Genomic DNA, 20135 nt, shown 5'->3' with positions numbered 1-20135 from the left:
GGGCGGCGGCGGTTTATCGGTGCTGGTCCCCGTCGGTGCGGGCCGGCGCCATCGTCCGCGGGTCGCGGTCGGGGCCGGGGTACTCCCCGCCGACCGCGTCCGGATACAGCTTCGCCGGGTCGAACACCGTCGCGAACGCGCGCGACTCCCGGACGCTCACGGGGAGTCTGTCGCGTAGCCCGGCCGCTGCCCCCGGCCCGGTCAGCGAGGGGTCGAGGCTTATCACCTGCATCGCGCCGCCGCGGTAGGCGGACGCCAGCGCGGGATGATCGCCCGAGGGCTGCGTGACCGGTTCGCGCCACGCCTCGACCGCGTCGCGCCAGTCTGCCGCTAGCTCCGGCTCCGCGAGGGACGCGATCACCGCCTCGGCGTCGTCGAGGAGCGGGTCGCTGGCGACGAGCGTCGTCCACGCGTGCGACCGGAGCGCGTCGAGCGCCTCACGGGCGTCGCCGCCGAGGAGGAGATCAGCCGCGAGCGCGTCCGCACCGGCGACGACGCGGGCTGGGCTGGGATCGAGGGGGTCGGTCACCTCGTTCCCCTCACCGCCGGAGTCGCCGTCGCCCCCGGAATCGCCACCGTTCCCGTCCGCCGTCGAGCGCACGGCGTCGAGCGCTCGTCGCACGTCCGCCTCGTCGGGGTCGCTGCCGAGCGCGGCCGCGCGCTCGAACAGGTCGCCGAAGGTCATGCTCGCCGGTCGTCGCCGCGGGCGTATCGTCTTTGCGGCCGGACGGAGAGGCCGAACGTTATTGGCCGCCGCGTCGAAGCCCGCCGCGTGACCGATCGCTCCTCCGACGATCCGACCGTCGCCGTCCCGCAGGTCCCGGTCGAGGACCTCGCTGTCGACGCGAACGCGGACCGACTTCGAGATCGGGCCGCCGACCTGCCGAGCGGCGTCGACCTCGCCGTGTTTCCCGAGTACGCGCTCACGGGGTTCGTGGCCGACGAACGGCTCCGGGAGGCCGCGCTGTCCCGGGACGTGGCGCGCGCACGGCTCGAATCCGTCGCCGAGACCGCCGGCTCGGCCGTGGTCGCGGGGTACGCCGAACGGGACGGCGACGCCGAACGGGACGGCGACGCCGAACGGGACGGCGACGCCGTATACAACGCGACCGCGTACGTCCCGCCGGGAGGGTCCTCCGAGGACGGCGGCGGAGAGTTCTCCGCCTACCGCAAGCGACACCTGTGGGACGACGAGGCGGAGTGGGTCGAGCCCGGCGGCGACCGCGTGATCGTCGAGACGCCCGCCGGACCGACCGGACTGCTGACCTGCTACGACCTCAACTTCGTCGCGGAGAGCGCGTGGTTCGCTGAGCGCGCGGTCGACGCCCTCGTCGTCGTCGGCGCGTGGCCCGCCGACCACGTCGCGAACTGGCGGCTCCTCGTCCGAGCGCGCGCGCTCGACGGGGTCAGGTGGACCGTCGGCGCGGGGCGCACGGGAACCGCGGGCGGCGCGCGTCCGGCGGAGGCGGCGACCTACGCGGGCAACTCCCTCGTCGTCCGCCCCGACGGCGCGGTCGCCGCCGAGCTCGGCCGGGAACCGACGACGCTGACCGCGACCCTCGACCGAGACACGCTCTCCGCGCAGCGCGATCTGGTGGGGGCTGTCGACGACATCTGAAACTATTCTTTCCAGTTTCGAAAAAGTAGTTTTCTCAGTAGGAACTATTAAGTAGGTCGCGCGCGTATGTATAGTTGAAATGAGCACCCAGAAGCAGTCACGTCAGCGATACGGCGACGTTCACGAGAGCGAAGCGCTCCGCGTCCCCGAGGAGAAGGCAGAACAGCTCGTCGACGCGCTCAACAGCGACCTCGCGGCGACGTACGTCCTCTACCACCAGGTCAAGAAGCACCACTGGCTCGTCGAGGGCGCCGAGTTCCTCGGCATCCACGAGTACCTCGGCGAGGTCGCGGAGGACCTCGAAGAGGGCGCCGACGTCCTCGCGGAGCGCGCGCAGGCGCTCGGTGGCGTGCCGCTCTCGGGCGGCGCGAACTACGAGGAGCACGCACCGGTGACCCCCGAGGACGCCGACGCCTACGACATCCGGACGTCGCTGGAGCACGACCTCGAGATGTTCGGCGACATCACCGAGCAGCTCCGCGAGCACATCCAGCTCGCCAACAACCTCGGCGACTACAACACCGAAGAGCAGCTCCGTGACATCCTCGAAGACGTCGAGGAACACGGCCACCACCTCGAGCACTACCTCGAAGACGACACGCTCGTCACGAGCGAGACGCTCGAGTAGACCGGCCCCGGCGGACTGCTTCCGGCACGTCCCGACGTTCGATTTTCCGCTTTTTCGCGCTACGTAGCGGCCGCGCAGTCGACCGCGTCACCGATTGTACTCCCGATCGCCTCGCCGATCAGTCGAGGTCCGGGGCCCGCTCGCCCGCGGGGACGACGACCTCCAGCCAGTTCTCTTCCGGCGGCAGCGGACAGGAGAACGTCTCGCTGTACGCGCAGAAGGGGTTGTACGCGAGGTTAAAATCGATCGTGACCGCGTCGCCGTCGGCGAGCTCGCGCTCGGGTGCCAGCTCCATGTACCGACCCTGGTGGTACGTCTGCTGGCCGGTCGTCTTGTCGCGGAAGGGGACGAAGACGGCGCCGTCGTCGCCCTCCTGGCGGTAGCCCGCGAGCGTGTGCTCCGTCCCGTTAATCTCGAGCGCGAAGGTGACGATCCGGAGGTACCGGACCGGGTTGCTCGCGGTCGTCTCCATCTCGACCGGCTCGGGGTCGTCGTGGACGGTGACGGTCGCCTCGACGCGGTAGTCCGGGTTCGGGGGAAAGTAGTCGAGCCCGTCGAACTCGTCCCGGTGTTCCGGGGGGATGGGCGACTGCGGGTGGTCGTCGAAGAACTCGTCCTTCTCCCGGCGGTTCGCGCGGAGCCGCTCGGCGTAGTCCTCGCTCATGCCCGGTCCGACGAGCGCCGGCGGTTTCAGGCTCGCGGTTCCGGCGCCGGTGTCTCTACCGTTGAAGCGGTCGCGACGCCGTCACAGCGCCTGGAGGTCGGCCAGACAGTCGTCGAGGTCGCGGTTCGACGTGGCCAGCGACACGCCGTCGACCCGGGCGAGGTCGGCGGCGTGGTCCCAGAGGTCGCCGTCCTCGATCCCGTGGAGCACGACGGCGTTCGGCGTCGGGCTCACGACCCGCAGCGCGACGAGCGGCGACTCGCCGCGCGTCACCCGGGTGAACACGAGCGCGCGGTTCGTCGACTGGCCGTACAGCCGGTAGAACTCCTCGCTGGAGAGCCGCGTGATCGCCTGGATCGAGTCGATGACGGTGTGGCCGTTCACGTGGTCGTGGTCGCCGCGGACGACCTCCGTCGCGCCCATCGCGTCGTAGAAGTCCGCCAGGGGGACCGCCGTCGAGTACTCGCGGAGGTCGTGGACGATGTCGCTCTCGAACCCGGCCGAGAGCACCCGAGCGTGCTGTCGGAGGCGGCCGCCGCCGCGGCGCTCGTCGATGTCGAGGAGTCCTTCGACGGTCCGCCGGACGACGCCGATCCCGGGGCTCTCGCGCCGGCCGCTCTCGTAGTCGGAGACGACCGACGAGGAGACGCCGAGCTGGTCGGCCAGCTCCGTCTGCGAGACGTCGAAGTCGGTCCGCCACTTCCGGAGCGTCGCGCCCGGGTCGTCGCTCAGCGTTATCTCGCCGGCGATCCGGCGGGAGAGCTCCTCGCGTGCGTCGCTCATGGCCTGAACGGACGACCGAACGCCGCAAAAGGGTACCGTTCGTCGCGCGTCGAAACCGACCGGAGCCCGGCCTGGTCGAGGACGCGGCCGCGGCTCACTCTAAGTACAGCGAGTAGACGATGACCGTGAACCCGATCGCCGTGAGGAGGCCGTCGACGGCGATGCCGACCGCGAGGTCGGCGCCGATAATCTGGTGGGAGACGCCGCCCAACAGCGCCCCGACGGTGACGATGCCGAAGCCGACGCCGAGTTCGCGCAGCGACCGGTCGCCGGTCCGGTCGTACGCGCGGAGCGCGTAGTAGGTGATACTGCCACCGAGCACTAGGATGGCGGTCTTTGCGACGATGATCGTCAGGTCGATGTAGGGAGTCATGTTTCCTCTCGTAGCTCCGACCACAGGTCGGCCAGTCGCTCGTCTCGGGTCCGCTCCGGCCGAGAGAACTCCACGTCGAACTCGCGGCTGCCCGCGTCGCCCTCGTCGCCGTCGCCGATCGAGACGGTGACGGCGTCGAACGACACCGAGTACCGCGTCGTGTGCTGTCCGTCCCGCCGGATGTCGGTCGACTCCGACAGCAGGGAGGCGTCGGTGAGCATCTCCAGTTTCCGGTAGGTCGTCGACAGGGGGATGTCGCACTCCTCGGAGAGTTCGCTCGCGGTCTTCGGCTCGGTGAGCGCCGCGACGATCCGACGGGCCGCGTCGTCGGCCAGCGCGTCGAGCACCTCGTCGACCGACGGCGGCTCCGGCTCTCGCGACGGGTCCCGCACCATGCGTGACGGTTCGGCCCCCGGGACTTAAACCATTGAATTTCCGCCGAGGCGGCGGGGCTCGCGGCCGCCACTCCTCCCTCTTTTGTGTGGCGCCGCCGTACGGCGATACCATGGACACGTGGAAGCGTCGAGTCGGCGGGTACATCGCGTTCGTGGCCGTCGTACTCGTCTCCACCACCGTTTCCTACCGGTGGGGGATGCGGGTGTACGAGAACGACCCGCGCACCCTGATCGAGTCGTTCCAATTCGCGATCGAGATGTTCACGACGACCGGGTTCGGTGGCGACGCCTCGTCGTGGCAGAGCCAGGAGATGCACGCGTTCATCGCCGTGATGGACCTGGTCGGCATGGTGCTTCTCATCGGGGCGCTGCCGGTCGTCGCCACGCCGCTCCTCGAGTCCGCGTTCTCGACGACCGTCCCCCGGTCGCTGGACGCGGACCTGAGCGGCCACGTCGTGGTCGCCTCCGACACCACGCGCTCCGACGCGCTCCTGGACGAGTTCGACTCGGAGGGGGTCACCTACGTCGTCGTCGAACCCGACCCGGACCGGGCGCTGGCGCTGTACGAGGCGGGTCACATGGTGATCCGCGCCGACCCGGAGACGACGGCGGGGCTCGAGAGCGCCCGCCTCGGCGACGCCCGCGCCCTCGTCACCGACCTCTCGGACCGGGTCGACGCGAGCATTGTCCTCGCCGCGAAGGAACTCTCGACCGGCGTCCGCGCGATAAGCGTCGTCGAGGACCCGAGCCGAGAGCGGTACCACCGGCTCGCCGGCGCCGACGAGGTGCTCTCCCCGCGGTCGCTGCTCGGCGAGAGCCTCGCCTCGAAGGTGACGACGGCGGTGCGGACCGACCTCGACGAGGCGGTCGCGGTCGGCGACCTGCGGATCGCGGAGGTGTCGATCCACCACGGGAGCGGCCTCGCCGGATCGACGCTCGCCGGGAGTCGGATCGGCGAGCGCACCGGCGTCGACGTGATCGGCGCGTGGTTCAACGGCGCGTTCGAGGCGGCGCCGCCGCCGGACGCGACGCTGTCTGCGGGGACAGTTCTGCTCGTCTCCGGGACCGAGGGACAGGTGGAGCGGCTCGTGAACCTGACGAACTCGGCGGCCCGCCGGTTCGGCGCGGGCGAGACGGTCGTCATCGGACACGGGCAGGTCGGGAAGACCGTCGCGAACGCGCTCGAATCGGCCGACCTGCCGGTGACGGTCGTCGACCGCGACGGCGCCGAGGCGATCGACGTGGTCGGGGACGCGACGGAGCCGGACACGCTGCGGGACGCCGGCGTCGCGGACGCGCGGACGGTCGTCCTCGCGCTCCCCGACGACACGACGGCCGAGTTCGCGACGCTCGTGGTGCGCGACCTGGCGCCGAACGTGGAGCTGCTCGCGCGGGTCGAGGACGCCGAGAGCGTGCCGAAGATGCACCGCGCCGGGGCCGACTACGTGCTCTCGCTCTCGACGGTGACCGGGCGGATGTCGGCGTCGGCCGTGCTCGCGGACCGAGACGTGCTCTCGCTGGACACCCACGTCGAGGTCGTCAGGACCGAGGCGTCCGCGCTGGTCGGCCGGACGGTCGGACAGGCCGCCGTCCGCGAGACCACCGGCTGTACCGTCATCGCGATCGAGCGGGGCGACGAGCTCGTCACCGACGTGGGCCCGGAGACGCGGGTCGAGCGGGGCGACGAGCTCGTCGTCGTCGGCACCGACGAGGGAGTCCGCGCGTTCGAGCGCGCGTTCGCGTAGAGCCGGGTCGGTTCGCCCGCTCGGCTCGCGGCGCTGACTCGGCCCGCGCCGCGGATTCGAGCGGGCTCGCGGCGCTGACTCGGCCCGCGCCGCGGATTCGAGCGGGCTCTCGCCGCTGCTCCCGCTCGCGCCGCCGGTCTCGGCGCGACGAGTCGAACGGTTCAAGTATTCGCTGGCTGTTCGTATCCGTATGAAAGACCAGGGACGCTCCACGCGCAAGCGGACCGGCGGCCGACTCAAGCACGCCTCGAACAAGAAGCGCCACCAGCTCGGCCGCGAGCCCGCCGAGACGACCGTCGGCGAGACCCGACTCCAGTACATCGACTCCCGCGGCACGGAGAAGAAGGTCCGCGCCCTCTCGACGAACGTCGCGCAGGTCGCCGACGACGGCGAGGTCAGCGAGGCCGAGATCGAGAACGTCGTCGACAACCCCGCGAACGTCAACTACGCCCGCCGGAACATCGTCACGAAGGGCGCCGTCATCGAGACATCCGCCGGCCGCGCACGCGTCACCTCCCGCCCCGGCCAGACCGGCCAGGTCAACGCGGTCCTGCTCGACTGAACGCGGCCTTTCTGAAGGTATTTCAGCCCGCACGCCCACCAGCGACGCGTGTACCTCGGCGTCGACGAAGCCGGCAAGGGACCCGCGCTCGGACCGATGGTCGCGGCGGCGGTCGCCGCCGACCCGGCGGACCTCCCCGCCGGCGTGGACGACTCGAAGCGGGTCGCGCCGGCCAGACGCGAGGAGATAGCGGCAGTCCTCCGGGGCGACCCGGCCGTCGCCGTCGGCGTCGTCCGCGTTGACCCCGACGAGATCGACCGCCCCGACACCGATATGAACACCCTCACCGTCCGCGGTCAGGCGCTGGCGGTCCGGGACGCCCTCGCCGACCTCCCCGCTGGCGTCGCCGAACCGGTCCGCGTCGTCGCCGACGCGGGCGACACCAGCGAGGAGCGGTTCGCGCGGCGGCTCGGCGAGTTCGTCGAGGGCGACGGTGCGGACGGAGCCCGCGGCGACGATGGGGCCCACCCCGCGGTCGACGTGACGGCCGCCCACGGCGCCGACGAGGACGACCCCGTCGTCGGCGCGGCGAGCGTCGTCGCCAAGGTGGTCCGCGACGCCGCGATGGCCGACCTCGACGCCACGTATCCCGACTACGACATCGGGAGCGGCTACCCGAGCGACCCGGCCACGCGAGCCTTCCTCGCCGCGTACGTCGGCGACCACAGGGCGCTACCCGACTGTGCGCGCGAGTCGTGGGCGACCTGTGAGGACGCGCTGGCGGCCGCCGAGCAGTCGGCGTTAGACGAGTTCTGAAAGCGGGCCGGAGCCGCTCGGCGCTCAGCCCTCAGAACAGCCCGGCGATGACCCCGCCGAGCGTCCCGACGATCGTCTCCCACACCGAGAAGCCGGTCGCGATCGCCAGCACCGTGTCCGCGCCGAAGAAGGCGAACAGCAGCGCGGAGCCGAAGTGCGCGAGCCGCATGTCGACCCGGCCGGCGAACGTGTGGAAGAAGTAGGCGTTCGCGAGGCTCACCGGGATGATCGCGAGCATCTCGCCGGCCCAGATGGCCGAAGTCGCGCCGTACTGGACCGCTAGGCCGATGGTGACGAGCTGCGTCTTGTCGCCGAACTCGCCGGTCGCGGTGAGCAGGAAGATGGGGAAGAAGCCGCCGAGCGACCCAGAGTACCTGTCGAGCCGCCCCGGGAGCGAGAGGTCGTCGAACGCGGCCAAGCCGCCGTCGGTGCGCTCCGCTTCCGGGGTCGTCCCGCGCGACGGCGCGGACCGGTACAGCAGGACCGCGAAGACGAAGAACAACACCGCGGTGATCGCGTCCAACACGACCGGCGGGAGCGCCGACTGGAGTGCCTGCCCGAACGCGATCTCCACGGCAGTCCACCCGGCGAACGCCGAGCCGGCGGCCGCGACGACGACCTTGGGATCGTACCGCGTGGAGAGCCCGGCGATCATCAGCTGTACCTTCTCGCCCGGCAGCACCGCGAGCTGCGTCACGAACGCAATCGCGACGATCTCGACGTAGCCGGTCATGCGTCGCCCGCCTCCTGACCGTCGGTCGCGGCGGTCGACTCCGCGGCGCGGCGGACGTACACGCGGTCCGCGACCGCCTCCGGCAGCCCGTGTTCGTCCCCGTCGCTCGTCCGGACGGTGACCAGCCCGAAGGAGGTGATATCGACGACCTCGACGGTCGTTCCGGGCGTTATCTCGGCGTCGACGAGGAACTCCAGCACGTCGGGGTCGCGGTCGCTGACGCGGGCGACCGTTCCCCGTTCGCCCGGATCCAGCGCCGCGACGAGCGTCGTCCCGGCGTCCTCCGGCGTCGAGAGGTCGGCCGGCGGGATCGGGTCACCGTGCGGGTCGGCGGCGGGGTAGTCGAGGACGCGCTCGACCCGACGCGTGAACTCCTCGCTGACGTGGTGTTCGAGCGCGTCGGCCTCGTCGTGGACCTCGGTCGCCTCGTAGTCCAGCTGCTCTGCGAGGAACGCCTCGATGAGGCGGTGTCGGCGGACGACCTCCAGCGCGGCGACCTCGCCCGCGGGCGTGAGCTCGACGCCCGTGTACTTCTCGCGGGAGAGCAGGCCGCGGTCGGCGAGCGTTTCCACCATGCTTGTCACCGTCGCGGGGGTCTTGTCGAGCGAGTCCGCGATCTGCGAGGTCGAGACGGGCGGTCCCACCCGCGACTCGATCCGATAGATCGACTTGAGATAATCTTCGACGGCGTCGGTCGGCATAGACGTTTTTGACCGGTCTAAATTAATAGTTTGTCGGATGCGTTTTCTGTTCTTGCCAAAGGCATAACGAGAGGCGAGTCGAAACGGTGATCTCGAAAACCGTCGCTGTGAGCGATCGGAAACCGATCGAACGTCACATCCGGTCGAGAATTAGGGGTCGCCGACGCGCGGTCGGTCGGCTTATTTTACCGTCAGCAGGCGGCGCAGGATGTCGCCGTACGCTGGCCGGGTGATCAGCACACCGACCAGCACGCCGAGGACGGTGAAGATGGCGAACCCGGAGAGGTCGCCGAGCGACAGCACCATCAGCGGCGACATCGCGATGATGGTCGTGGCCGCGGCCGCGCCGATCACCCAGAACGCCCGCCGGAACCGGGAGTCGAACACTTTCTTCGAGTTCACGTCGCCCTCGCTCATCACCTCGTCGGCGATGATGACGAGGTCGTCGACACCGGTCCCGACGACCGCGATGAAGCCGGCGATCACCGCGAGTTCGAGCGGGTAGCCGAGCAGCGCCGCGAACCCGAGCAGGGCGTACACCTCCGTCAGCGCCGTGACGATCATCGGGAGCGCGACGCGCGGTTCGCGGTAGCGGAGGAACACCATCCCGGCGACCGCCAACACCGAGAGCACGCCGATGACCAGCGAGTACGTCCGGAAGTTCTCACCCTGCGAGGCCGAGATGGACGAGGAAGTCCCCTCGCCGCTGATGTCGAGGTCGGCCGGGAGCGCGCCGGCGCGGAGGTTCAGCGAAATGGTCTGCGCCTCGGCGAACTCGCCCGTCGTGAGCCGGAAGTTCCCGGTGTCGGCCCACGAGCCGGCCGCCATGCTGTCCGCGAGGCCCGGGTCCATCCCGAAGGAGTTGACGACCTCGCCGTCGACGACGAGCAGGAGACACGGGTTCGAGTTCTCTATCTCACCGGTCTCCTCGTTGTATCCGCACCGGTCCGCCCCCGTCTGGTACGCGTCGGCGAAGCCGCGTTGCGCCACGGCGTCTTGGAAGGAGTGCGCCGGCGACTGGCCGTTCTCGGCGGTGTTGCGCACCGTGACCGGGACGTACGCTCCGGTACCGCGGTCGCTCTGGGCCGCGGTCCCGATCGTCTCGAAGTCGCCTTGGGTCAGCGTTCCCTCCTGAACCGCGGTGCCGTTTCCGTCCGGGTACGCGATGTCGATCCGGACGGTCCCGCGCTCCTCGAGGAGGTCGATCACTTCTTGCCGGCCTTGCCCCGGCACCTCGACGAGGATGAAGTACTCCCCGGTGATCGACTGGATCTGTTGGACGCTGCCGCCCGAGAGGCCCGCCTCGTTGATCTTCCCCTGGATGACGTTCATCGTCTCGTCGCGCGTCTCCTGCGTGACACCCGACCGAACCTCCGCGTACTCGTAGCCCGCGGCGTCCATCGCCGCGCGGAACTGGGACTCCGTCACGGACGGCTTCGTCACCTCGACCGCGCCCTCTTCCGGAACGACGCCGACGTTTCGGACGGAGGCGTTGTCCAGTTCGGCCGCGACCGCGTCCGCGACGCTCTCGGGCGTGTCACCGCCGAACGCGACATCCGTCGCGGTGTATCCCGAAAGCGGCGCGCGGACCCGCGTCCCGCCCGCCAGATCGAGGCCGTACTGGAGGTTCGTGACCCCCTGCTGGGCCTCGCTGACGTTCTCCCCGGGCGCCGGCTCCGGCCCGAACCCGGGAGCGAAGAGCGCCACGGACGACCCGATCACGACGACGACGAGCAGCAGGATTCGCCAGTTCTTCTTGATCGGTTCGAGCATTACCGCGCCACCCCCTCGAACTTGTACCAGCGAAGCAGCGAGACGTTCATCAGGTACGTGTTCATCAGGTCGGCGCAGAGCCCGACCGCGAGGATGATCCCGATGTCACGGAGGAGCCCCACCCCGAACACCGAGGCGCCGATCGCCATCACGACCATCGCGGCGATGGAAGTGAGCGTCATCGTCACCCCGGTCCGCATCGCGCGGCTCACGGACTCGTAGAACTCGCCGGTCCGTCGCAGCACGGAGTCGTTCAACAGGATGTCCGAGTCGACGCTGTATCCGATGATCATCAGCAGCGCCGCGATCGTTCCGAGCGTCATCTGGATGCCGAGGAGGTTCATCGCCGCGATCGGGATGACGAGGTCGGAGAATGCGGACGCGACGACCGCCAGCGAGGGGACGAACGTCCGGAACAGCGCGAACACGAGGACGCTCATCCCGAGGAACGCGATCGCCACGCCGATGATGGCGGTCCGCGCGGTGTCGCTCGCGAAGCTCGGCGACACCTGATCGACCGCGGTCGTGGTCAGTCCCGCCGCCTCCGCCTGGTCTTGGAGATCGTTCGCGAGCCCCTCCGGATCGTCCTGTGACGCCTGGAACGTGACGACGACGACGTCGTCGCCGGGGATCGTTCGGACCGAGTCGGGCTCCCGCTCGAAGGCCGTTTGGATCTGCTGTTCGACGTCGCCGCTCGCGTCGTCCGCGACTCGCAGCTCGACGCCGCCGGTGAACTCCAGTCCCAGGTTCGCGGGCGCACCGGTGGCGACGACCCAGCCGCCGATGATCGCCAGCGCGAGGACCAGAAACGCGAGCGGCACCGCCGCGAGCTGCCGGTTCGAGTAGTCGGTGTAGTTGACTTCCGGCACCTCGATCGCTACCATAAATACCGCTTCCTCCGCGGGCGCGAATAAGCCTTCTTATCTGGTGGGCCGACGGCGGCGACCGAGGCTGTAACCCCCCGCGTTACGGGAGGTACCGCACGGCGACGACGCCCGGCTCCGATCGGATCTCGACGCGGTTCACGCCCAGTCGGGCGGCGCGCGAGAGCGTCCCCTCCCGGTCGTCGATCACGTCCGCGACCGCCGCCTCCGTCTCCGACTCCGGCGGGGTCAGCACGTGGACCTCGCCGACGCCCGCGCGCTCCTGCCGGGAGAGCTCTCCCGTCGAGGTCTCCGCGGCGAGTTCGCGCTCGTGAACGGTCGGCGGCTCCGGGCTCTCCTCTATCGAGAGCGCGCGGCGCGCGTCGACCTCGACCACCTGATAGGTGACCTCCATCGGCGGGTCGGGGGCGACGGTCGCCTCGACGGCGTCGTCGACGTCGAGGCCGGGGTTCGAGCTCAGCGTGTGAACCTGTCCGTCGTGGACGTCTTTCAGCACCGCCGAGTCGCTCTCGACGTGCGTGACGAGGAACGTGCTCTCCTTCTCGTCGGTCATTGCGCCCGGCTAGTCGCTCTGACGACTTCCGGCTTTCGAGCCGCGGCCACGGGCCGTCGTTTCACGCCGGCCCGCCGGCGTCGCCCGACGCGTCGCCGTCGACGGCCGCGCCGTCGTCAGTCCCGCCGCGGAGTCGAAAGTGCGTCGCGAAGACGGCGAGCGCGGCCGCGACGGGCGGGACGAACCCCGCCAGCTGCGGGAGCGCGTACAGCGCGTTGACGAGGACGGAGCCGCTCGGGTCTCGGAGCCCCTCGGGCGCCGAGATGACCATTCCGAGGTACAACGAGAGCAGGAACAGGAAGCCGGCGACTCCCATCCACCGGTCGTACGTGGCCGCGACCCGGTCGCCGCGGCGGTGGCGCCGGGCGACGAACAGTATCGGCGCGAGCAGCGGGCCGACGGCGCCGAGCCCGGCGACCACGAACAGCGACCGCGAGAACAGGAACGTCCCCCCTTGCGCCGACACGGTCTCGCCCATCCAGACGACCAGGGCGAGAGTGACGACGAGCGCGACGAACCCGGCCGCCAGCGCGCCGAGCGCGGCGTACGCCCGCATCGTCCAGGACTCGGTCGCGCGGAACGCGTACGGGATCGCGCCGAACACCCCGCGGTAGGCGTCTGCCATCGACTCCGATAGGGGCGTCAGCGAATTAAACCCCTCGTCGTCGGGAAACCATTTATACGCGCGACCGGATCCCCCTGACGTGGGTCTCTACGACACGTATCTCGCGACGCGCCACCGTCTCCACGACGCCGAGCCGCCGGCGCACGTCGCCCTCGTCCTCACGGAGCGGGACCTCCTCGCCGACGGCGCGTTCGACACGCTGTCGTCGGCCATCGGCTGGGCGTTCGAGTACGGCGCGGAGCGCGTCACTGTCTCCGTCTCCGTCCTCGACGGGGCCGTGGCTCCGACGCTGATCCGCGAGCTCCGCCGGCTCGATGTCCCCGCGGAGACGGTGGTCCGCGGCCCAGACGCCGACGCGCCGGGGGAAGCGGGAAGCGACCTCGGCGGCGACTCCGCCGCGGGCGACACCGACGCGCCGGTCCGGATACTGGTCGGCCTCGGCGGTAAGGCGGAGTTCGCCGGCGCCGTCCGCGAACTGGCGAACGACGTCGCGGCCGGCGAGATCACGCCGGACGCCATCGACGAGGCCGACGTCTCGGAGCGGCTGCTATTCCCCGAAGAGCCCGACTTGGTCATCAAGACGGGCGCCGAGCGGCTCTCCGACTTCGCAATCTGGCAGTCCGTGTACGCCGAGCTCTACTTCACCGACGTGAACTGGCGCGACTTCCGCAGGCGGGAGTATCTCCGCGCGGTCTTGGACTTCCAGGACCGACAGCGCCGGTTCGGCCGCTGACGCGCTCGAACCGCGGCCGTCGAGTTCCGCTACCAGACGAACGCGAAGAGCGCGGTGAACGTCACCAGCGCGCCCACCGTCGAGAGGATCGGCACGACGTTCTGCATCAGCACGACGCGCGCGCTCGTTCCCGGGTTGAACAGGTCCGACGCCGAGGGGACGTCGCTCGCGTCGCCCTCCCCGATCGCCGGCATCTCGTCGGCCGTCAGCGCCCCGACGGAGACCGTCGGTTCCTTCTCGCCTTTGATCCCCTGTCGGACGGTCACCGTGCGGGTCGCGCGCCCCCAGCCGAGCCCGACGATCGACATGGTCGCGATGATGACGAACGACGCCGGAATGCCGACCGCGGAGAGGCTGATCACGATCCCGGAGGAGACGACCGCGACGACGATGGCGGCCGTCAGCGGGAGGTCGGTGATGTCGTTACCGAGCGTGTCGAGCGTCCGTCGGGCGATGGTGAACGCGCCGACCGCGACGGCGGCGCTGCCGAGGAGGATCATCGGCGTCATCTCCACGCCGTCCAGCGCGACCAGCGGCGCGATGGCGTTCGCGATGTTCGAGGTGCCCGAGGAGAACGCCATCAGGCAGCCGATCGCGATGACGACGACCCCTCCCGTCAGCTCGCGTCGGGTCGTGTTCGGGCCGAGGGTCGGGCGCGGTATCGGCCCCGACCGGTCGAACTCGAACAGCGCACCCTCCGTGCTTTCGATCGCCACCCAGCGGTCGATCGCCGAGTAGAAGTAGCGGCCGACGACGCCCGAGACCCAGAACCCGATGATCGGCGCGACGAGCCACCAGATCGCGATCTCGCCCATCACCGCCCAGTCGAGGGTGTTCGTCGCGATCCCGAGCCCGGCGATGGAGCCGACCGCCGTCATCGACGTCGACGCCGGGACGCCGGCGAAGTTGCCGACGAACAGCGCGCCGCCGATGAAAAAGAGGACGATGATGCTCGTCTCCAGCGTAAACACGTTCGCCCCGGTGACGAGGTCCTCGCCGAGCGTCGTGACGACGCGCTGGCCCAGTGTCCCCGCCCCGACGAAGAAGAACACCGACATCAGCCCCGCCGCGCCGGCCTTCGATAGCACGTCCGCGCCGACCGCGGGCCCGAACGCCGGTCCCGTCGTCGCCCCGCCGATGTTGTATCCGACGAACGCCGCCACCGCGACGCCGACGAGAAGAAGAGCTTCGACCATATACGAGAACAGACGACGCACGCGCTGTTAAACGGACGGGGTCCGTCCGCGTCGGCACCGGCCCCCTGCCCTCGCGTCGCCGCCGACCCCTGACACGAGTGCGACGCGGCGGACGGCTACCCGCCCAGGAAGTCCTGTCGCACGCCCTCGTCCGCGAGCAGTACGTCGCCGCGGTCGGTGTAGCGGTTCTCGCCGTTCACCAGCACGTACCCGCGGTCGCAGCGGCGCAGCGCCTCTTTCGCGTTCTGCTCGACCATCAGCACCGCCGTCCCCCCATCGTTGATCCTGTCGATCCGGTCGAACATGTCGGAGACGAGGTCCGGGGCGAGGCCGGCCGAGGGCTCGTCGAGCAGCAGAAGGTCGGGGTCGAGCATGAGCGCTCGCCCCATCGCGACCATCTGCCGTTGCCCGCCGGAGAGGGTTCCGGCCTTCTGCTCGCTGCGCTCCCTGAGGATCGGGAAGCGGTCGTAGATCGTCTCGATCTGGTCTTCAGGCACCTCGTCGAGGATGTACGCGCCCATTTCGAGGTTCTCGCGGACGCTGAGTCCGGGAAAGACGTTGTCGTTCTGCGGGACGAAGCCGACCCCCTCGCGGATGATCTGTTCGGGCGCCAGCCCGTGGATCGGCTCCCCCTCGAACTCGACGGTCCCGCCCATGTGGGTCGTGAGCCCGAAGACGGTCTTCATCACCGTCGACTTCCCGGCGCCGTTCGGCCCGACGACGGTCACGTACTCCCCGTCGGCCACGTCAAGGACCACGTCGGAGAGGATCTGGAGGTCGCCGTACCCGGCGTCGAGGTCGCGCAGGCGAAGGATCGCGTCGCCGTCGATCGCGTGGTCGGTGCCGGCGGTGGCAGTCGCGTCCGAATCACCGGCTTCGCTCGCTTCCGTCTCGGCGGCTGTCGTCTCCGCGTCGTCCGCCGCTGCGTCGGCCGTCATAGCTCCTCACCCAGGTACGCCTCGATGACCCGCTCGTCGTTCCGTATCTCGTCGCCGGTCCCCTCGGCGAGCACGCTGCCCTGATGCATGACGATGACGCGTTCGCAGTTCTCCATGATGATGTCCATGTCGTGCTCGACGAGTAGGAAGGTGTAGCCGTCCGCGCGCAGGTCGTGGATCCGGTCGAGGAGCTTCTCCTCTAAGGTCGGGTTGACCCCGGCGAGCGGCTCGTCGAGCAGCACCATCTCGGGGTCGGTCATCAGCGCCCGGGCCATCTCCAGCAGCTTCCGCTGTCCGCCGGAGAGGTTCCCCGCGTGTTCGTGCGCGAGGTGATCGATCTCGAAGAACTCCAGCGTCTCCCACGCCCGCTCGCGGAGCGCGGTCTCCTCCTCGACGACGGCGCCGCGGAGCCCGGGCGTCACCGCGCGGATCGCGGACTCGCCGAGCTGCCCCTGCGGCGCGAGCATGAGGTTCTCCAAGACGGTCATCTCGGAGAGCTCGCGGGCGATCTGGAACGTCCGAACCAGCCCCTCCCGCGCGATCTGGTGCGGTTTGAGGCCGGTGATCTCCTCGCCCTCGAAGTACACCGACCCGCCGGTCGGCTCGTGGACCCCGGTGATACAGTTGAATGTCGTTGACTTGCCTGCGCCGTTCGGCCCGATGAGCCCGGTCAGCGAGCCGGACTCGACCTCGAAGGAGGCGCCGTCGACGGCGGTGACGCCGCCGAAGCGCTTGACCAACCCCTCCACGCGGAGCGGGGGTGTCCCCGAGGGAGACCCCGACGGGACGTGTTTCGCCGCCTCCTCCACCTCGCTGTCGTTCGCCTCGGGCTCGCCGATCGTTCCGTCCGTCGTCGCGGTGACGGGGTCGGTGGCGGCGACGTCTCCCGGGTTGGGCGCGTCCGCGTCGGTCTCGGCGGAGTCGCTCGGGTCGGGGGCGTCGCTACTCATCGCTCTCACCTCCGGCGGGCCGCTCGGAGAGGTCGACGGCCGCGGCCGTCTCGATCCGGTCGCCGAGGATCCCCTCGGGCCGTCGGTGGATGATGAACACCAGCACGAGCCCGAGGAAGACGAACTGGAGCGGCGCGACGTTCTCGGTCGCGTACGCGAGGAACGTCACCGGGTCCAGCGAGGCGACCGCGTCGGCGAACGACGGCGGCGTCTGCGCGTCGATGAGTCCCCGGACCGTCCCGCCGACGCGGCGGGGCCCCTCGAACAGTACCGCCGCGAAGACGATCCCGCCGAGGACGGAGCCGGTGTTCGACCCCGACCCGCCGATTATCACCGCGATGAACACGTAGAAGGTGAGGAGCGGCCGGAACTGCGGCGTCGGCGAGACGTTGCCCTGGCTACCGAACCAGAGGATGCCAGCGAGCCCCATCAGCGCGCAGCCGATGACGAACACCTTGATCTTCACGAGGTTCACGTCCTTGCCGAGCGAGTCGGCGACGAGCTCGTCCTCCCGGATCGCCTTCATCGTCCGGCCGAACGGCGAGCGGCCGAGGCGTTCGAGCAGGAGGTAGAAGCCGACGAGGAAGGCGGCGAGGACGGCGATGTACCCCCACCCAATGAGGATCGGCTGCGAGATGCCGAGGCCATCGCTCCCGAAGACGCCGAAGACGAGGTCGCCGAACGCGGTCGGCGTCCCCGCCTGCCCGTCGACGAGGAACAGGTCGCGGACCGGGTTGTCCGGCATCCCCATCCCGCGACCCCCGCCCGTTCCGGCGCCGATCGTGTCGCGCAGGAAGTTGTCGAAGGCGCTCGACTGGAGCGACAGGCGGACGATTTCCGAGAGGCCGAGCGTCACGATGGCGAGGTAGTCGGCCTTGAGTCGCAGCGCCGGCAGGGCGGCGACCCCGCCAAGCAGCGCCGCCATGCCCATTCCGGCGACGATGCCGACCGGGAGCGGCAGTCCGAGCCCGGGCGGCCCGAAGGCGGGGTCCGGCGAACGGACGACCATTCCCATCGTGTACACGCCGACGGCCATGAACCCGGCGACGCCGATGTTGAAGAGGCCGGTGTACCCCCACTGGAGGTTCAACGCGAGCGCGGTGAGCGCGTAGACGAGCCCGAGGAACGTCAGCGTCTCTAGGAGTCCGACGACGCTGTTGAGCCCGTCGGTGAACGTCAGCAGCGTCGCCGCGGCGTAGATCGCGAGCAGCGTCCCGACCACGAGCCCGAGGTCGCTCTCGCGGGCGGCCTCGACCAGCGCCGCCGTCGCGCTCTCGGGCGCCTCCGACCCGCCCGCGGACGGCCCGGAGGCGGAGCCGCCGGGTGCGTCGGCGTCGCTCATGCGGTCGTCACCCCGCCGAACAGTCCCTCTGGGCGCAACAACAGCATCAGGATCATCACGGCGAACGCGGCGGCCTGGTTGAAGTCGGAGGGGATCCAGATCGTCGAGGTGGTGAACACGACGCCGATGACGAGGCCGCCGACGATGGCGCCGTACACCGAGCCGATCCCCCCGAGGATCACGGCCGCGAAGATGAGGAGCAGGAGGAGCCAGCCGAAGTCGAACTGGATCGTCCCGCGGAGCAGCACGTAGAGGTAGCCGGACGCCCCCGCGAGCCCGCCGCCGATGATCCACGTGGCGGTGACGACGCGCTCGGCCGGGATGCCGGTGATGAGCGCGAGGTCCTTGTTGTCGGCCATCGCCCGCATCGCGGTGCCGAGCTTCGTGTGCTGGAGCATGCCGTGTATCGCGAGCATCAGTCCGACCGCGGCCACGAGGATGGTGAGCTCGTGCGCGTTCACCGAGAGCCCGAGCGGGTCGAACGCGAGGTTCGACGCGTCGACGCTGGCGGTCACGCCGCGCCGGTCGGAGCCGTACCCGAACTGGAGCAGGTAACGGACGATGAGCGCCGCGCCGATAGAGGCGATGAGCAGGGAGATCCCGTCGCGATCCCGCATCGGCTTGTAGAACGCGCGGTCGAGCGCCACCGCGAGCAGCGCCGTGACGACGAACGCCGCGACCAGTCCGACGAGGATCGCGCCCGGCGTCGTGAGGATGTGCGCGCCGATGTCGCCCGGCGAGGCGTTCCCGGCGTCGCGGACCGTCAGGAGCGCGCGGACCGGGATGTCGCCGAGGCCGGCGATCAGGAACGCGACGCCCCACCCGGAGAACGCGCCGACGCTGACGAGGTCACCGTGCGAGAAGTTCGCGAACGAGAGGATGCTGTACGTCATCGAGAGGCCGATCCCCGCGAGCCCGATCACGAGGCCGATCACGACCCCGTTCCAGAGGTTCGAGCCGAGCCGGTCGACGGAGAGCGACCCTCCTATCGGGCCGAGGCCGACACCCGCGAGCTTCGCCGCGAGGTCGACGAGGAGCAGGCCCGCAAGGAGGACGACGAAGAGAAGCCCCGGCCGGGCCCGCGCCGCGTCGACGATCGACGAGTCAGTTGTTCCCATGTGTACGTCTCACTGACACAGGGTGGATCACCGAGCGGTAAATAACTCGCTGTTCGGACAAACATCGATACCTCGAAAGCGCCTGACAGCTGTCACCCCCCGCCGCGTCCCGAACGCGGCCTCAGTCGCCGCCCGCGGCCCGCGCCCGACGCCGCGCCGCCTCCGGCGAGCGGCCCTCGCGCAACAGCGCCTCGACGAACAGCTCGCCGGCCTTGTACGACGACCGGACCATCGCGCCCGACGCGCAGTAGAGGAAGTCGAACTCCTCCTCGGCGACCCGCCGCCACGTCTCGAAAACGTCGGGGTGGACGTACTCGAACACGTCGAGGTGCGAGCGCGAGGGCTGGAGGTACTGGCCGAAGGTGACCACGTCGACGCCGACCTCGCGGAGGTCGCCGAGCGTCCGGTACACCTCGTGGTCGTACTCGCCGACGCCGAGCATGAGGCTCGTCTTGGTGTGGATGTCGGACCTCTTGTCGACCCGATCGAGGACGGCGAGCGACTGCTCGTAGTTCGCGCGGCGGTCCCGGACCGGCCACTGGAGGCGCTCGACCGTCTCGACGTTGTGGGCGATCACGTCCGGCCCGGCGTCGATGATGCGATCGATCGCTTCCGGGTCGCCCTGAAAGTCCGGGATGAGCGTCTCGACGAGGATCTCGGGGTCGCGGCGCTTGATCGCCCGGATCGTCTCGGCGAAGTGCGCCGACCCGCTGTCGGCGAGGTCGTCGCGGTCGACGGACGTGAGGACGACGTAGTCTAACCCGATCTCCGCGACCGCGTCCGCGACGTTGGCGGGCTCGTCCGGGTCGAGCGGCTCCATCCCGCCCGTCTCGACGTCGCAGAAGTTACAGCCGCGCGAGCAGCGGTCGCCCATCAGCATGAACGTCGCCGTGCCCGGGCCGTCGTTCCCCGACCAGCACTCGCCCATGTTCGGGCAGTTCGCCTCCTCGCAGACCGTGTGGAGGTCGTGCTCGCGGAGGGTGGACTTGATCTCCGTGAACCGACTCCCGGACGGCGGGCGCGACTTCAGCCAGTCCGGCTTCCGGCGGCCGCGTGACATGGATG

Annotated in this window: 23 protein-coding genes; 6 read left to right on the top strand and 17 right to left on the bottom strand. The window is 70.1% G+C overall.

The genetic code is table 11. The features are described 5' to 3' along the window. Nucleotides 1–13: 13 nt before the first annotated feature. A complete protein-coding gene (locus tag B9G49_RS04940) occupies nt 14–685 on the bottom strand; it encodes a hypothetical protein (protein ID WP_086215625.1) in 672 nt (223 codons plus the stop codon). Between the two features lie 87 nt (nt 686–772). On the opposite strand from B9G49_RS04940, the gene B9G49_RS04935 reads away from it, so the two are divergent. Both B9G49_RS04935 and dpsA read left to right on the top strand, forming a co-directional pair. Then, the gene (locus tag B9G49_RS04935; protein WP_086215624.1) at nt 773–1618 is read left to right on the top strand and encodes a carbon-nitrogen hydrolase family protein; all 846 of its coding nucleotides are present in this window, start codon (nt 773–775) and stop codon (nt 1616–1618) included. 79 nt (nt 1619–1697) lie between these two features. Further along, on the top strand, nt 1698–2246 hold the full coding sequence (gene dpsA / locus B9G49_RS04930) for a DNA starvation/stationary phase protection protein DpsA (protein WP_086215623.1): 549 nt from the start codon (nt 1698–1700) through the stop codon (nt 2244–2246). A 118-nt stretch (nt 2247–2364) separates the two neighbouring features. On the opposite strand, the gene B9G49_RS04925 is transcribed toward dpsA, so the two are convergent. From B9G49_RS04925 to B9G49_RS04910, 4 genes are all read right to left on the bottom strand, one after another. Beyond that, entirely contained in the window at nt 2365–2910 is a 546-nt protein-coding gene (locus tag B9G49_RS04925) for a DUF1684 domain-containing protein (RefSeq protein ID WP_086215622.1), read from the bottom strand. Nucleotides 2911–2991: 81 nt separating this feature from the next. Beyond that, on the bottom strand, nt 2992–3693 hold the full coding sequence (locus B9G49_RS04920) for a helix-turn-helix domain-containing protein (RefSeq protein WP_049931690.1): 702 nt from the start codon (nt 3691–3693) through the stop codon (nt 2992–2994). A 94-nt stretch (nt 3694–3787) separates the two neighbouring features. Beyond that, on the bottom strand, nt 3788–4066 hold the full coding sequence (locus B9G49_RS04915; RefSeq protein WP_086215621.1) for a hypothetical protein: 279 nt from the start codon (nt 4064–4066) through the stop codon (nt 3788–3790). Beyond that, nucleotides 4063–4461: a helix-turn-helix domain-containing protein gene (locus B9G49_RS04910; RefSeq protein ID WP_086215620.1), complete on the bottom strand. Its 399-nt coding sequence runs from the start codon at nt 4459–4461 to the stop codon at nt 4063–4065. Before B9G49_RS04910 ends, B9G49_RS04915 begins: the two co-directional genes overlap by 4 nt. A 110-nt stretch (nt 4462–4571) precedes the next feature. Between B9G49_RS04910 and B9G49_RS04905 the strand changes: the two genes are divergently transcribed. The 3 genes from B9G49_RS04905 (at nt 4572) to rnhB (ending at nt 7524) form a co-directional block, all read left to right on the top strand. Further along, entirely contained in the window at nt 4572–6206 is a 1635-nt protein-coding gene (locus tag B9G49_RS04905) for a TrkA family potassium uptake protein (protein ID WP_086215619.1), read from the top strand. Nucleotides 6207–6396: 190 nt separating this feature from the next. Beyond that, nucleotides 6397–6768, top strand: coding sequence for a 30S ribosomal protein S8e (locus B9G49_RS04900; protein WP_049931684.1), 372 nt, complete (start codon nt 6397–6399; stop codon nt 6766–6768). A gap of 48 nt (nt 6769–6816) precedes the next feature. Beyond that, nucleotides 6817–7524 carry a ribonuclease HII gene (gene rnhB / locus B9G49_RS04895; protein WP_086215618.1) on the top strand — a complete coding sequence of 236 codons (708 nt, stop codon included), beginning with the start codon at nt 6817–6819 and terminating at the stop codon, nt 7522–7524. Nucleotides 7525–7555: 31 nt separating this feature from the next. Here the strand turns inward: rnhB and B9G49_RS04890 are convergent, their stop codons facing one another. From B9G49_RS04890 to B9G49_RS04865, 6 genes are all read right to left on the bottom strand, one after another. Next, nucleotides 7556–8257, bottom strand: a complete 702-nt coding sequence (locus B9G49_RS04890; protein WP_049931682.1) for a TMEM165/GDT1 family protein — start codon at nt 8255–8257, stop codon at nt 7556–7558. After that, nucleotides 8254–8958, bottom strand: a complete 705-nt coding sequence (locus B9G49_RS04885) for a metal-dependent transcriptional regulator (protein ID WP_049931681.1) — start codon at nt 8956–8958, stop codon at nt 8254–8256. Before B9G49_RS04885 ends, B9G49_RS04890 begins: the two co-directional genes overlap by 4 nt. 180 nt (nt 8959–9138) lie before the next feature. Continuing rightward, a complete protein-coding gene (locus B9G49_RS04880; protein WP_086215617.1) occupies nt 9139–10731 on the bottom strand; it encodes a preprotein translocase subunit SecD in 1593 nt (530 codons plus the stop codon). Then, a complete protein-coding gene (gene secF, locus B9G49_RS04875; RefSeq protein WP_049931679.1) occupies nt 10731–11615 on the bottom strand; it encodes a protein translocase subunit SecF in 885 nt (294 codons plus the stop codon). The genes B9G49_RS04880 and secF overlap by 1 nt, the downstream gene beginning before the upstream one ends. An 82-nt stretch (nt 11616–11697) precedes the next feature. After that, the gene (locus tag B9G49_RS04870) at nt 11698–12168 is read right to left on the bottom strand and encodes a DUF5812 family protein (protein WP_086215616.1); all 471 of its coding nucleotides are present in this window, start codon (nt 12166–12168) and stop codon (nt 11698–11700) included. A gap of 61 nt (nt 12169–12229) precedes the next feature. After that, entirely contained in the window at nt 12230–12793 is a 564-nt protein-coding gene (locus tag B9G49_RS04865) for a hypothetical protein (protein WP_049931677.1), read from the bottom strand. Between the two features lie 79 nt (nt 12794–12872). Between B9G49_RS04865 and B9G49_RS04860 the strand changes: the two genes are divergently transcribed. After that, nucleotides 12873–13526, top strand: coding sequence for an undecaprenyl diphosphate synthase family protein (locus B9G49_RS04860; protein ID WP_049931676.1), 654 nt, complete (start codon nt 12873–12875; stop codon nt 13524–13526). A gap of 29 nt (nt 13527–13555) precedes the next feature. Here B9G49_RS04860 and B9G49_RS04855 read toward each other — a convergent pair whose 3' ends face one another. The 6 genes from B9G49_RS04855 to lipA form a co-directional block, all read right to left on the bottom strand. Continuing rightward, complete coding sequence (locus B9G49_RS04855; RefSeq protein ID WP_049931675.1) at nt 13556–14722, bottom strand: inorganic phosphate transporter; 1167 nt, start codon at nt 14720–14722, stop codon at nt 13556–13558. Nucleotides 14723–14838: 116 nt separating this feature from the next. Next, complete coding sequence (locus B9G49_RS04850; RefSeq protein ID WP_176455110.1) at nt 14839–15660, bottom strand: ABC transporter ATP-binding protein; 822 nt, start codon at nt 15658–15660, stop codon at nt 14839–14841. Next, a complete protein-coding gene (locus B9G49_RS04845; RefSeq protein ID WP_086215615.1) occupies nt 15657–16610 on the bottom strand; it encodes an ABC transporter ATP-binding protein in 954 nt (317 codons plus the stop codon). Before B9G49_RS04845 ends, B9G49_RS04850 begins: the two co-directional genes overlap by 4 nt. Then, entirely contained in the window at nt 16603–17952 is a 1350-nt protein-coding gene (locus B9G49_RS04840) for a branched-chain amino acid ABC transporter permease (protein ID WP_049931673.1), read from the bottom strand. The genes B9G49_RS04845 and B9G49_RS04840 overlap by 8 nt, the downstream gene beginning before the upstream one ends. Beyond that, on the bottom strand, nt 17949–19070 hold the full coding sequence (locus B9G49_RS04835) for a branched-chain amino acid ABC transporter permease (protein WP_086215614.1): 1122 nt from the start codon (nt 19068–19070) through the stop codon (nt 17949–17951). The genes B9G49_RS04840 and B9G49_RS04835 overlap by 4 nt, the downstream gene beginning before the upstream one ends. A 121-nt stretch (nt 19071–19191) precedes the next feature. Beyond that, on the bottom strand, nt 19192–20130 hold the full coding sequence (gene lipA / locus B9G49_RS04830; protein ID WP_086215613.1) for a lipoyl synthase: 939 nt from the start codon (nt 20128–20130) through the stop codon (nt 19192–19194). Between the last annotated feature and the right edge of the window lie 5 nt (nt 20131–20135).

This window comes from Halorubrum sp. SD683 (assembly GCF_002135045.1).
GTDB classification, from domain to species: Archaea; Halobacteriota; Halobacteria; order Halobacteriales; family Haloferacaceae; genus Halorubrum; species Halorubrum ezzemoulense.
Note: the sequence above shows the minus strand (reverse complement) of the source record. Positions and strands in the feature narration are given on the sequence as shown.

Coding starts and splice junctions, on each gene's coding strand:
- B9G49_RS04845 (WP_086215615.1), bottom strand. CDS start 16,610: ATGAGTAGCGACGCCCCCGACCCGAGCGACTCCGCCGAGACCGACGCG.
- B9G49_RS04880 (WP_086215617.1), bottom strand. CDS start 10,731: ATGCTCGAACCGATCAAGAAGAACTGGCGAATCCTGCTGCTCGTCGTC.
- B9G49_RS04900 (WP_049931684.1), top strand. CDS start 6,397: ATGAAAGACCAGGGACGCTCCACGCGCAAGCGGACCGGCGGCCGACTC.
- secF (WP_049931679.1), bottom strand. CDS start 11,615: ATGGTAGCGATCGAGGTGCCGGAAGTCAACTACACCGACTACTCGAAC.
- dpsA (WP_086215623.1), top strand. CDS start 1,698: ATGAGCACCCAGAAGCAGTCACGTCAGCGATACGGCGACGTTCACGAG.
- B9G49_RS04890 (WP_049931682.1), bottom strand. CDS start 8,257: ATGACCGGCTACGTCGAGATCGTCGCGATTGCGTTCGTGACGCAGCTC.
- B9G49_RS04855 (WP_049931675.1), bottom strand. CDS start 14,722: ATGGTCGAAGCTCTTCTTCTCGTCGGCGTCGCGGTGGCGGCGTTCGTC.
- B9G49_RS04840 (WP_049931673.1), bottom strand. CDS start 17,952: ATGAGCGACGCCGACGCACCCGGCGGCTCCGCCTCCGGGCCGTCCGCG.
- B9G49_RS04925 (WP_086215622.1), bottom strand. CDS start 2,910: ATGAGCGAGGACTACGCCGAGCGGCTCCGCGCGAACCGCCGGGAGAAG.
- B9G49_RS04850 (WP_176455110.1), bottom strand. CDS start 15,660: ATGACGGCCGACGCAGCGGCGGACGACGCGGAGACGACAGCCGCCGAG.
- B9G49_RS04865 (WP_049931677.1), bottom strand. CDS start 12,793: ATGGCAGACGCCTACCGCGGGGTGTTCGGCGCGATCCCGTACGCGTTC.
- B9G49_RS04870 (WP_086215616.1), bottom strand. CDS start 12,168: ATGACCGACGAGAAGGAGAGCACGTTCCTCGTCACGCACGTCGAGAGC.
- B9G49_RS04905 (WP_086215619.1), top strand. CDS start 4,572: ATGGACACGTGGAAGCGTCGAGTCGGCGGGTACATCGCGTTCGTGGCC.
- B9G49_RS04915 (WP_086215621.1), bottom strand. CDS start 4,066: ATGACTCCCTACATCGACCTGACGATCATCGTCGCAAAGACCGCCATC.
- B9G49_RS04940 (WP_086215625.1), bottom strand. CDS start 685: ATGACCTTCGGCGACCTGTTCGAGCGCGCGGCCGCGCTCGGCAGCGAC.
- B9G49_RS04835 (WP_086215614.1), bottom strand. CDS start 19,070: ATGGGAACAACTGACTCGTCGATCGTCGACGCGGCGCGGGCCCGGCCG.
- B9G49_RS04910 (WP_086215620.1), bottom strand. CDS start 4,461: ATGGTGCGGGACCCGTCGCGAGAGCCGGAGCCGCCGTCGGTCGACGAG.
- lipA (WP_086215613.1), bottom strand. CDS start 20,130: ATGTCACGCGGCCGCCGGAAGCCGGACTGGCTGAAGTCGCGCCCGCCG.
- B9G49_RS04885 (WP_049931681.1), bottom strand. CDS start 8,958: ATGCCGACCGACGCCGTCGAAGATTATCTCAAGTCGATCTATCGGATC.
- B9G49_RS04920 (WP_049931690.1), bottom strand. CDS start 3,693: ATGAGCGACGCACGCGAGGAGCTCTCCCGCCGGATCGCCGGCGAGATA.